Here is an 11958-nt window from a genome sequence, read left to right on the forward strand (position 1 = left end):
GGGGGGTTCGCGGTGGGGGGGGGGGGGGGGCCCGGGGTGGCGCCCTCGGCTTGGGCGTGCGGCCCGGGGGGCGGCGCCGCCCCGGGGCCCGGGGGGGGGGGGGGGCCACCCCCGCGACAAGCCCCCGCGGCCCGCAGCGAACCAACAACCCCAGGGGGTCTGGGGGCGGAGCCCCCAGATACGGGAACGGTGGCGGCGGGGCGAAAAACTGATCGAAGCCCCCGCCCCCCATTCACATCGCCGACGGATCCTGCGGCCTCCGCCCGGAGAGAACCTCCCCGTACGCCTGCATCAGATCCGGCAGCCGGAGTGTCGACAGGTCGTCGCGCGACAGGACTCCCGGATAGCCGGAGAGTCGCAGATCGCGGTACGCGCAGCTCTTCTCGTACAGCGTCCGCAGGAACCGCCCGTTGCCGAGCTCGTCGATCCATCCCTGATCGACGACGTGCCCGGCGATCGAGCGCAGCTCGTCCACCGCCTCCCCGTCCCAGGCGTCGCCGTTCTCGGCGGCCAGCACCTCGCCGATGGAGGTGAGTTCGAGTGGACGGTAGGACGGAAAGTCGACGCGGGTGGTGAAGCGGGAGGAGAGGCCGGGGTTGGCGGTCAGCAGGCGGTCCATGCCCTCGGGGTAGCCGGCGAGTATGACGACCAGGTGGTCGCGGTTGTCCTCGGCCCGCTTCAGGAGCACCTGCAAGGCCTCGTCGCCGTACGCGTCGCCCTTGCCGTAACCGGAGTTGGAGAGCGAGTACGCCTCGTCCACGAAGAGGACGCCGCCGATGGCCGAGTCGATCAACTCGTTGGCCTTGACGGCCGTCTGGCCGAGATACTCGCCGACCAGGTCCGCCCGCTGCGCCTCCACCAGATGGTCGCCGCCGAGCAGCCCGAGTGCGTAGAAGACCCGGCCGAGAATGCGGGCCACGGTGGTCTTCCCGGTACCGGAGGGACCGGAGAAGACGAAGTGCCGCTTGGGCGGCTGGACCGGAAGGCCCTGCCCGGCGCGCAGTCTCGCGATGTTCAACTGCGCGGACAGCGCCTTCACTTGGCGCTTCACCGGCTCCAGGCCCACCATGCGCTCCAGCTCGGCGAGCGCCTCGTCGAGTAAGGCGGGGTCGGTCGGCCCCGGCGGCAGCGGCTGCACCGGCACCATGGCCTTCTCACGCACCACGTCCGTCTCCGGCGGGAGTGTGCCCGGCGGTACGAAACCGGGCTCCGAGAGCTTCAGGTCCCGCCCCTCGGGGCCGAACAGCGGATCGATACCGTCGGGCCCCTCCAACATGTCCTGCCCGACCCCGGCGAGCGTGATCGCCGCGAGGTCGCTGACCTCGTCGTACCCGTCGCCCTCCGAGATCGCCGCGAGCCGCGCCGAGGTGTCCATGAAGGCGGGGTCGACCCGGTGCACCGCCCGGTACAGCGGCAGGGCGGCGGCGGAGCGTCCGGTGCCCTCGTGCGCCCGCGCCAGCCAGTACCGCAGCTCCTTGCGTTGCGGCTGCTCGCTGCGACAGCGCATCAGCGCGGCGGACAGGAGCGGCTCGGCCTGCCCGAACATCTCCAGACGCACCCGGGCCATGCCGCCGAAGAGACCGGCCTCGATGCCCAGCATCGGATCGTGGACCAGTGGATCCGTGTGCCGGACCAACTGCTCCCAGTCCTTCACCAGATAGGCGCGGCAGGCGTGCAGGAAGCGCACCTGCGGGTCGGTGTCGACCGGTGGCAGACCCGCCAACGCCCGTTCCAGTTCGGGGACATGACGGCCGTCCAGCCAGTGGGAGGCGTGTGCGAGCAGCAGGTCGCGCGGGCTCTCAAGGACCGGCTGCACCCACCAGCCCAGCCAGTACCAGGAGTTGAGCGTGCGGCGATGCCGAGTGCGTTGCTCCCCGAAGCGCTCCCGATGCCGGAACATCCTCAGCAGCGCGGTCGTCGTGTCCACCCGCAGCGCGTGCAGTCCGAGCCAGCCGTCCGCCATACCCGGATCCATCCGTACCGCGATACGGAATTCCTCCTCCGCCTGCGGATAGGCGCCCATCGTGTAGGCATCCACCCCCCGCAGCCAGGCGAGGTCGGCCGGGGCCTCCGGGCCCTGCGTGCCGAAGTCCATCCCGTCCCCCCACAAACCGTGCCCCCGATGGTCCTCCGCCGGGCCGGTGCCCGTCGGCAGCCTAGGTCGAACCGCTGTGCCGCGGACGGGAGTTGCACTGGTGCGCAGAGCTGCCGTCCGAATATCGCACCGAGAGGCATCGTACCTGCGAGGGAGTGCCGGGCCGAAGGGTGCAGCACACCCCGTTCCACGAGGTGGAAGCAGATGGGGCGCACTCGCTTTGGTGACCGAGGGTGAGCGAATCACACCTCGCAGCGTCCGGAAAACCTGTCCGGGGCAGAACGAAGCCCCCGATCACGGGGGAACAACCGGGGGCTTCGCGTCTGCGGGGCGGCCTCGAACGGCCGCACATTCAGAACGTAAGACCTGTACGGCCCCCCGGTCAAGCCGAGTTGAGGCACTGAGGAAAGTTCTCAGGCAAGGGTCTTCACAAGTTCAGCACACTGCGGATGGTCCGTCACCGTGAGTGATGCCCTGGTCCGGTCCAGGAGTCCCGGCGGGCCCCGGAAGCACCTCGTATCCCTCGGAACGCTGCCGCACCAGAAGGTCGGCGAAAGGTTTTGACGGGTCCTCGGCGAAGTGCCGGCGCTCGGCGGAGACCCACTCGCCCCAGAACTCGCCCTGCGCCTCGCCGTCCCGTCGCCGCCCTCGCGTCCACGCCTCTTCCTGCGGCAACTCCATCCACAGCAGTCGCGCGAGATACGGCCGCAGCGCGCGGCGGCCCGCGCCGACGCCCTCCAGGAGGACCACGGGAGCGGGCGGCAGCTCACGGACCGGCCCGAAGGCCCGCGCGGTCCAGTCGTACGGCGTGTAGCGCGCGCTCTCGCCGTGCCGCAGCGGCTCGACCACCTGGCTCAGCAGTCGCCCGGTCCAGGCGAAGAGCTCCTCGTGCGTCGCGATGTCGTCGAGGTGCAGAACGGGTGCGCCGCCCAGTGCTGCGGCCAGCCGCCCGGCGAACGTGGTCTTTCCGGAGCCGGCGTGCCCGTCGACGCCGACCATGCGGACCGGGCCGCAGGAGGGCGGCAGCCGGAGCAGATGTGGGACGAGGTCGTGGATGGGAGTTCCTGGGAGGGGTGGGGCGGGTGTCTTGTCGGAGTATTCCTGAGAAAAAACTCTATACCGGGCGGCTTCCCCGCGTCCGGGCCGCCGCGTTCCCGGTCATGCCAAGGGTCAGGACCAATATTGGCGGGCGCCGCGAGGCTAAAAGTGCTGGCAGAAGCCTGGGGAGGCATCCATAGTTGGCGCACACCCGCGCATTGGACCTGCCCGTTTCGGATCGGACACCCGGGGGTCACCCACCCATGCCCAGAGCTGAACAGCCGTCCCGCAGAACCGTCCTGACCGCGGCAGTGGTCGCGGCCGCGGCGGGCGCAGTGAGTCCGGCGGCCGCCGCGGACTCGACCGAGCGCCCGGTGAGAGCCCGGTCGAAAGCGCCGTCGACAGTCCTGTCGAAGGAGCCGTCCGGCCTCGTGGACAACCGCGCCTGGATCTCGTACGCCGACTGGCGTGGCGGCACGGCCAAGGGCACGCGCGCCGTGCCCGACGTCCGGCCCGGCGTGATGATCGCAACCCCGGCCGGCACCAGGACGTACACCGACCCGCACACCAACAAGACCGCCTTGTGGGAGTACGGGACCTGGACCTCCCCCGTGCACCAGCTCGCGGTCCCCGCCACCGAGGCCGTCGCCTCCTGGAACGCGGACACCCCGGCCGGGACCTGGATCCAGGTCGAGCTGACGGGCACGTACTCGGACGGCACCGACACCCCCTGGTACGTACTGGGCCGCTGGGCGGCCGGCGACCAGGACATCAGGCGGACCTCCGTCGACGACCAGAGCGACGGCAGGAGCAGCATCTGGACCGACACCTTCTCCATCGACGACGCGGCCTCCGGCCTGCGCCTGGTCTCCTACCGGCTGCGGCTGACGCTGTACCGCACCCCGGGCACCAAGGTCACACCCACCGTGTGGCGGCTGGGCGCGATGGGCTCCGACGTTCCCGACCGGTTCACCGTCCCGGCCTCCACGCCCGGCCTCGCCCAGGAGCTGAAGGTCCCGCGCTACTCGCAGGAGACCCACGCGGGCCAGTACCCCCAGTACGACAACGGCGGTGAGGCCTGGTGCAGCCCCACCTCCTCGCAGATGATCGTCGAGTACTGGGGCCGCAAGCCGACGGCGGACCAACTGGCCTGGGTCGACCCGGACTTCACGGACCCGCAGGTGTGTCACGCGGCCCGGTACACGTACGACTACCAGTACGCCGGCTGCGGCAACTGGCCTTTCAACGCGGCGTACGCGGCGACGTACAAGGACCTCCAGGGTGTGGTGACCCGGCTCGGTTCGCTCACCGAGCTGGAGACGCTGATCGCCGCCGGTATCCCGGCCATAACGTCCCAGTCGTTCCTCAAGTCCGAGCTGACCGGGGCGGGTTACGGGACCTCCGGCCACCTGATGACCGTGATCGGATTCACCGCCGACGGCGACGTGATCGCCAACGACCCGGCGTCTCCCAGCGACAGCGCGGTGCGCCGTGTCTACAAGCGGCGCGAGTTCGAGAACATCTGGCTGCGCACGAAGCGGTACAACGCCGCCGGGGGCGTCGCCTCGGGCAGCGGTGGCGTCTGCTACCTGTACTTCCCGGCGCAGCCGTCGGCGCGGCAGCTCGTGGCGCTCGCGGCGGTGGGCGTCCGCTGAGGAGACGGGCGGCCCCTCACCCCCGTGAAGGGGCCGCCCGTCGGTTCAGCTCTGGACCGGATTGACCACCCAGTCGGGATGGCCCGGCATCGGCGGCGTGTTCGCGCCATACAGCCAGGGGTGCAGGAAACCCTCGAGATCCTCGCCCGCGACCTTCGACGCCAGGTCGACGAAGTCCTGCGTACTCGCCGTCTTTCCGCGGTACTTGGTGACCCAGGCGCGCTCGATCTTCCCGAACGTCTCCTGGCCGACCTGCTCGCGCAGCGCGTACAGGACGAGCGTCGAACCGTCGTACCGCATCCGCTTGAAGAGGTTCGGCTCGGTCGGCTCGGCCGGGGCACCGTAGTCGTGGCGCCACTGGTCGTGGTTCTCGTACGCCGTCTTCATGGTCGCCTCGAAGCTGACGCCGCCGTGCGACTCCGAGTACAGCCGCTCGTAGTACCGGGCGTGGCCCTCGCTCAGCCACAGGTCGGACCAGGTCTTGATGCCGATGCTGTCGCCGGTCCACTGGTGGGTGAGCTCGTGCACCAGGTTCCGCTCCGCGCTGACCTGGTCGCCGAGCAGGTCGGCCTTCGGGATCAGGGAGATCGTGTTCGTCTCCAGGGCGACGGCCAGGTCGGTGTCGCCGACGAGGAGGCCGTACCGGTTGAAGGGGTAGGGGCCGAGCCGCTCCTCCAGCCAGGCGATGTGGTCGGCGGTGAGCTTGCGGTACTGCTCGGTCGGCGCCACCAGGTCGTCCGGGACCACATCGCGGATCGGCAGCCCGTGCGGGCCGGTGCTGTCGACGAAGGTGAACTTGCCGATCGCCAGCTGCGCGAGCTGGGCCGCCACCGGCTGTTCGGAGTCGTACGTCCACCGCACCCGTCCGTCGGCCTGCTCGGTGCGGCTGGTGAGCTTGCCGTTGGCGACGGCCGACAGGCCCGCGGGAGTGGTGATGTGGAAGGTGATCGGCGCCCGCCTGCTCGGGTGGTCGTTCGACGGGAAGATCATCTTGGCGCCGTTGGGCTGCGGGTAGAGCACCGTGCCGTCCGGCGTCGGGATCCAGCCGTAGTCCTCGATGGCGTCGTCGCGGTGGCGGATCTGGGTCGGGTCGGCGGTGTAGGTGACCTTGACCGTGAAGGCCTTGCCCCGGGCGAGGGCGTTCGCGGGAGTGATCACCAGCTCGTCGCCCTCGCGTACGGCGGCGGCCGACTGTCCGTCCACGGTCACCGTGTGCAGGGTGTTGCCCGCGAAGTCCAGGTTGAAGCGGGAGAGGGCCTGCGTCGCGGTGGCCTTGATCGTCGTCGAGGCCTCGAAGGGTGTCTTCGGCGCCTGCCAGTCGAAGTCGAGGGTGTAGCGGCTCACCTCGTAACCGCCGTTGCCGTCGAGCGGGAAGATCGGGTCGCCGAGCCCTGCCGCTCCCGGCGACGCGGCATCCGAGCCGACGGAAGCGGCTTGGGAGACCGGACCCGTCAGGGCGGCAGCCACGGTGATCGCGGTCGCGAGGGCGAGGCGAGCGCTGCGGCGGTGCGTCCGGAACGTGCTCATCGAGAACCTTTCGGTTGGCTGACCACTTGCCTGTGAGGAGACGCACACACCGCATGCACAGTTGTGGGAACAGCGGGATTCGAAGCTGATCGAAGTGTCGGGCCGGTGGACGTGACCAAGGTCTCTACCACTGAAACTGTTTCCGGTGGCAAAGTGGTCGAGTCGGCGGGGAGCCGACCGGCGGCGGGGGAGTCCACCGCACCACTACGTCTGCGAGATGCCATGACCGCGACCTCCGCCACCACCACCCGTGCCCGCACGGGCGGCCCCAAGGACGACGGACCCAGGATCCTGGAGCACGTCGTGGGCTGGACCTTCGTCGTGGTTCTGGCCATGCTCGTCACTCAGCTCGGCCTGCTGTGAGCTGACCCGGTCGGCGCCTTTGGTGGCCGCCTGTGAGGTCGATGAGAGTCGAACGAGCAGGCGGTGCCGGTCTGCCATACTGCGGATGTCCCGTCGGCAGCCGGAGACCAGGATCGAGATTGAATAGCAGTCAACAGCGTGGCGTCGAGCGCCCACGGGCTCGCGGTACCGATCGCTCACTGGCGCGCCGCGCCGAACTCATCGCCATCGGACGGAAGTTGTTCGCCGACACGTCCTATGACGCGCTGTCGATGGACGACATCGCGCGGCACGCGCATGTCGCCAAAGGGTTGATCTACTACTACTTCAAGTCCAAGCGCGGCTACTACCTCTCCATCATCGAGGACTCGGTCACCGAGCTGGTCTCCCGGGCGGCGAGCGGCCTCGAACTCCCCCCGGCGCAGCGGGTGCACCGCACCATCGACGGCTATCTGCGCTATGCCGAGCACAACCAGTCCGCGTACCGCACGATCATCAGCGGCGGAGTCGGATTCGACGCCGAGGTGCACGCCCTCCGGGACGGCGTACGCGAGGTCATCGTCGAGACCATCGCCGAAGGCGCGTACGGGCGGCGCAAGATCGCCCCGCTGCCGCGGATGGCCCTGCTCGGCTGGCTCTACAGCGTCGAGGGGGCGACCCTCGACTGGATCGGCCACCAGGACCAGGTGCTGCCGCGCGACACCATGCGCGAGCTGCTGGTGAAGATGCTGGGCGGCGCCATGCGCGCGGTCGAGGAACTGGACCCCTCGTACGCGGCCCCGGCGCCCGCCCGTCGGGACACATGAGGAAGGGGCGGGGGCCGCCGGACCCCCGCCCCTAGTGACGTACCAGTAGGGCTAGTTGATCGACTTGATCAGCTCGCCGTTCGTGGTGTCACCGCTCAGCTCCCAGAAGAAGGTGCCTCCCAGGCCCTGCGCGTTCTTGTACGTCATCTTGGTCGCGATGGTCGCCGGGGTGTCGTAACTCCACCAGTTGGTACCGCACTTGGCGTACGCCGTGCCCGCGACCGTGCCCGTGGCCGGGCACTTCGTCTTGAGCACCTTGTAGTCCTCGATGCCCGCCTCGTACGTACCCGCCGCCGCGCCGGTCGCCGTGCCGCCCGGTGTCGACTGGGTGACGCCGGTCCAGCCACGCCCGTAGAAGCCGATGCCGAGCAGAAGCTTCGAGGCCGGGATGCCGAGGCCCTTGAGCTTCGCGATCGTCGCGTCGGTGTAGTAGTTGGCCGTCGGGATGCCGGTGTACGAGGTCAGCGGCGAGTGCGGGGCCGTCGGTCCCGTGGTGGCCCAGGCGCCGAAGAAGTCGTACGTCATCGGGTTGTACCAGTCGACGTACTGAGCGGCGCCCGCGTAGTTCGCCGCGTCGATCTTGCCGCCGGTGGTGGCGTCGGCCGTGATCGCCGAGGTGACGAGGTTGCTCGTGCCGAACTTCGCACGCAGCGCCGCCAGCAGGTTCTTGTAGGCCTCCCTGCCACTGGTGTCACAGGTGCTGCCGCAGGAGTTGGGGTACTCCCAGTCGATGTCGATGCCGTCGAAGACATCGGCCCACTTGGAGTTCTCGACCAGGTCGTAGCAGGACTGGGCGAACGCGGTCGGGTTCGCGGCGGCCGCTCCGAACCCGCCGGACCAGGTCCAACCACCGAAGGACCAGAGGACCTTGAGGTTCGGGTGCAGCTTCTTCAGCTCACGGAGCTGGTTGAAGTTGCCGCGCAGCGTCTGGTCCCAGGTGTCGGCGACGCCGTCCACGGACTCCGCCGCGGTGTACGTCCGGTCGGTCGCGGCGTAGGCGTCACCCATCGCGCACTTGCCGTCGACGACGTTGCCGAAGGAGTAGTTGATGTGGGTGAGCTTGGCCGCCGAGCCGGAGGTCTCGATGTTCTTGACGTAGTACTTCCGGTCGTAGGTGCCCCATTCGGTGAAGTACCCGACGACCTTGGAACCGGCCGCGGCGGCCTGGGTGGTGCCGGTCTGGGTGTCGACCGCGGCGGGGGCGGACTCGGTGGTGGCGGTCGCGGTACCCGCGCCTGCCAGGAGCCCGGCGCCGAGAACGGCGCAACAGGCGGCGGACAGGAGCGCGCGGAAGGGTGCGCGGGGGAGGTGCGGTCTGCGCATCGATGTCTCCTCGTGGGGGAGGGGAGCCGGGGGGCGTGGTGCTGGGACCTGCTGAGCACTGTCATGCGTATATGTCTGTTTGGCATGAACGCGGTGACGTGGGAGGAACATTAGGAGGACTAGACCAGTGCGGTCAATGGTTCGGACCAATTTCCCTTTCTTTTAGTAAGCGGTCGTTAACTGGTGACTCGATGCCTCCGATCGGGCATGCTTACAGCGCCACCGCCGCTGATCAGCCGATTCCGCAACCCGGGACGGCAGCATCGGCTGAGGCCAGTGAGACCCGGCGGGAGTCACCCCACCCAGGTGCACGCCCGCCAGTGCCCAACAGGGAGGAGAGCGTCGCCATGCCCGACCGCGCCCCGCAGCCGGTGGACCGTCAACTGCCCACGGACGAGGCCCGGGATCTGATCTCGCTCGTCCGGGACATCGCACAGCGCGAGATCGTCCCGCAGGCGGCCGAGCAGGAGGACGCCGGGCATTTCCCTCGCGATGTCTTCCGCCTGCTGTCGGAGTCGGGACTGCTCGGACTGCCGTACGACTCCGAGTTCGGCGGCGGCGACCAGCCGTACGAGGTCTACCTCCAGGCCCTCGAAGAGCTCGCTGCGGCCCGCCTCACCATCGGCCTCGGCGTCAGCGTGCACTCCCTCGCCTGCCACGCACTTGCGAACTACGGCACCAAGGAACAGCAGGCCGAGCACCTGCCCGCGATGCTCACCGGTGGCCTCCTCGGCGCCTATTGCCTCTCCGAACCCTCCTCGGGCTCGGACGCGGCGTCCCTCCGTACGAAGGCCGTTCGCGAAGGTGACGGCTGGGTGATCACGGGCACCAAGGCCTGGATCACCCACGGCGGAATCGCCGACTTCTACACCGTGCTCGCGCGCAGCGGCGGCGAGGGTGCCCGCGGCATCACGGCCTTCCTGGTGCCGGGCGACTCCGAGGGCCTGAGCGCCGCGGCGCCCGAGAAGAAGATGGGCATGAAGGGCTCGCCCACCGCGCAGGTCCACTTCGACGGCGTACGGGTGTCCGACGACCGGCGGATCGGCGAGGAGGGCCAGGGCTTCGCGATCGCCCTGTCCGCGCTCGACTCCGGGCGGCTCGGCATCGCGGCCTGTGGGATCGGCGTGGCCCAGGCGGCCCTTGACGAGGCCCTGGCCTATGCCACTGGCCGACAGCAGTTCGGGCGGCCGATCTCGGATTTCCAGGGGCTGCGCTTCATGCTCGCGGACATGGCGACGCAGATCGAGGCGGGCCGGGCGCTCTACGTCGCCGCCGCCCGCCTGCGCGACATGGGCCGGCCGTTCTCCAAGCAGGCGGCCATGGCCAAACTGCTGTGCACGGACACCGCGATGAAGGTCACCACGGACGCCGTGCAGGTCCTCGGCGGGTACGGCTACACCGCCGACTTCCCCGTCGAGCGCTATATGCGCGAGGCCAAGGTCCTCCAGATCGTGGAGGGCACCAATCAGATCCAGCGGATGGTCATCGCCCGTCACCTCGCGGGTCCCGAGTCGCGCTGAACGACCCGTGGCCGTACATCGCCGACGGCGACGCCAGCCGTGCCCACTCCGGGTCGTGGCGCCCCGGCAGTGTGCGGCCACGGTCGGCCCAGGTGCGGATGAGGGCGCGGTAGATGGGGGGATCCGGGAGTGGCGGCGCCTGCTGAACCGGCCGCGGAACCGATTCTGCGGCCGCCGGCGCGACGGTCCTGCGCCGACGCCCGGTCGCTGAATATGTGGGGGTCATACCGGGGCAACGCGTAGGCGGGCGGGCAGGTCACCGGCCCCCGGAATCGCCCGTGCGTTCGCGACGGGCCCACGCGGGGGGCTCCGCCTGGGTTCCGGTATCTGGCCCATGGCCCACATCTGACGTACCGTCAACTGCGCGCCGGGGGCCGTACCCCTCCGGGCGACGTCAACTGCCGCGCGCCCAGGGAGGCTTGCGATGCCCGACGACCGCCCCGTTGCCCTCGACGAGTACCCCGTACACCAGGTGCCCCTGTCGATGAAGCATGTCGCGACAGGCGACCGGAACGCCTACGACCGCTGCATCTTCCATGTCTTCGACCACCAGGGGCGGGCGCTCCTGATCGTGGGTCTCGGGGTGTACCCGAACGCCGGGGTGATCGACGCGTACGCCACCCTGCGGTACGGCGACCGCCTGCACGCGGTACGGGCCTCGGACGCGCTCGGCGACGAGCGGATGGACCTCGCGGTGGGACCGCTGCGGATCACGGTCGAGGAGCCGTTGCGGCGGCTGAGGCTTCAGCTGGAGGCCGATTCGCTGCCGGGTTCCCCGGTGGGCTCCTCCCGTCCGGGCTCCTCGCCGGGTTCTTCGCCCGGCTCATCACCTGATCCGTCGCCGGACGTGTCGTCGTCGGACTTGCCGCCGGACTCCCTGTCGTACGACATCACCTGGACCGCCGACTTCCCGGCTCTCTGGGAGCCGCACCACGTCCAGCGCCGGGGCGGCCGGCTCACGCTGGAAGGGCGCCGCTTCGTGCAGGCGGGCAGCGTCGAGGGGATGATCCGCGTCGGCGGCCGGGAGATACCCGTCCGGACGGGCGAGTGGACCGGCACCCGCGACCGCAGCTGGGGCGTCCGGCCCCTCCCGGGCGAGGAGGGCGGACGCCTGGCCGAGGAGAACCCGACCGAGGGGTTCCACTGGGTCTGGTGCCCGGTCCGCTTCGAGGACCGGTTCCTGATGGTCGTCATCCAGGAGGACGCGGACGGATACCGCACCCTCAGCGACGCGACACTCGTACGCGATGGCCGCCGCGACCTCCAACTGGGTTGGCCCCAGGCCGACATCACCTATCGACCCGGTACCCGCCACCCCGCCTCCGCCGTCATCCACCTCACGCACCCGGCGGACCGCAAGCCCATGGAACTGGAAGTGGAGGTGCTCACCTCCTCCCCGCTGGCCGTCGGCGCCGGCTATCCACCGGCCGACGACTGGCAGCACGGCACCTGGCGCGGCCGTGGCTGGACCGACCGCCGCGTCTACGACCTCTCCGACCCGACGGCTCATCGGCCGGCCGCGTACGGGGTGATCGACCACGCCGCCCGCTGCACGCTGGACGGACAGACCGGGCACGGGATCTTCGAGCACGGCTCCTTCGGCCGCCATGATCCCAGCGGGTTCACCGGATTCGACTCGGTCGCGCACTGAA

At 69.9% G+C, this 11958-nt stretch carries 10 protein-coding genes; 5 read left to right on the plus strand and 5 right to left on the minus strand.

What is annotated here, in order from left to right; all coding sequences use genetic code 11:
- Positions 1–232: 232 nt before the first annotated feature.
- Positions 233–2095 carry an AAA family ATPase gene (locus tag ACIPC1_RS38885; RefSeq protein WP_402526156.1) on the minus strand — a complete coding sequence of 621 codons (1863 nt, stop codon included), beginning with the start codon at positions 2093–2095 and terminating at the stop codon, positions 233–235.
- Between the two features lie 435 nt (positions 2096–2530).
- Positions 2531–3094, minus strand: coding sequence for a uridine kinase (locus ACIPC1_RS38890; RefSeq protein WP_402526159.1), 564 nt, complete (start codon positions 3092–3094; stop codon positions 2531–2533).
- 302 nt (positions 3095–3396) lie between these two features.
- On the opposite strand from ACIPC1_RS38890, the gene ACIPC1_RS38895 reads away from it, so the two are divergent.
- Positions 3397–4788, plus strand: a complete 1392-nt coding sequence (locus ACIPC1_RS38895; protein ID WP_402526161.1) for a peptidase C39 family protein — start codon at positions 3397–3399, stop codon at positions 4786–4788.
- A 45-nt stretch (positions 4789–4833) separates the two neighbouring features.
- Here ACIPC1_RS38895 and ACIPC1_RS38900 read toward each other — a convergent pair whose 3' ends face one another.
- Positions 4834–6315: a M1 family metallopeptidase gene (locus tag ACIPC1_RS38900; RefSeq protein WP_402526163.1), complete on the minus strand. Its 1482-nt coding sequence runs from the start codon at positions 6313–6315 to the stop codon at positions 4834–4836.
- A 222-nt stretch (positions 6316–6537) separates the two neighbouring features.
- On the opposite strand from ACIPC1_RS38900, the gene ACIPC1_RS38905 reads away from it, so the two are divergent.
- Together ACIPC1_RS38905 and ACIPC1_RS38910 are read left to right on the plus strand one after the other, a co-directional pair.
- Complete coding sequence (locus ACIPC1_RS38905; protein WP_402526165.1) at positions 6538–6678, plus strand: SCO1431 family membrane protein; 141 nt, start codon at positions 6538–6540, stop codon at positions 6676–6678.
- A 119-nt stretch (positions 6679–6797) separates the two neighbouring features.
- Entirely contained in the window at positions 6798–7463 is a 666-nt protein-coding gene (locus tag ACIPC1_RS38910; protein WP_402526168.1) for a TetR/AcrR family transcriptional regulator, read from the plus strand.
- A 51-nt stretch (positions 7464–7514) separates the two neighbouring features.
- Here ACIPC1_RS38910 and ACIPC1_RS38915 read toward each other — a convergent pair whose 3' ends face one another.
- Complete coding sequence (locus tag ACIPC1_RS38915) at positions 7515–8786, minus strand: glycoside hydrolase family 18 protein (RefSeq protein ID WP_402526171.1); 1272 nt, start codon at positions 8784–8786, stop codon at positions 7515–7517.
- 347 nt (positions 8787–9133) lie between these two features.
- On the opposite strand from ACIPC1_RS38915, the gene ACIPC1_RS38920 reads away from it, so the two are divergent.
- Entirely contained in the window at positions 9134–10306 is a 1173-nt protein-coding gene (locus ACIPC1_RS38920) for an acyl-CoA dehydrogenase family protein (RefSeq protein ID WP_402526173.1), read from the plus strand.
- On the opposite strand, the gene ACIPC1_RS38925 is transcribed toward ACIPC1_RS38920, so the two are convergent.
- On the minus strand, positions 10269–10532 hold the full coding sequence (locus tag ACIPC1_RS38925) for a hypothetical protein (RefSeq protein ID WP_402526175.1): 264 nt from the start codon (positions 10530–10532) through the stop codon (positions 10269–10271). The genes ACIPC1_RS38920 and ACIPC1_RS38925 overlap by 38 nt on opposite strands.
- Before the next feature lie 198 nt (positions 10533–10730).
- Between ACIPC1_RS38925 and ACIPC1_RS38930 the strand changes: the two genes are divergently transcribed.
- The gene (locus ACIPC1_RS38930; protein ID WP_402526177.1) at positions 10731–11957 is read left to right on the plus strand and encodes a hypothetical protein; all 1227 of its coding nucleotides are present in this window, start codon (positions 10731–10733) and stop codon (positions 11955–11957) included.
- Position 11958 lies beyond the last annotated feature (1 nt).

Source organism: Streptomyces sp. NPDC087263 (assembly GCF_044744645.1).
Lineage (GTDB): Bacteria > Actinomycetota > Actinomycetes > Streptomycetales > Streptomycetaceae > Streptomyces.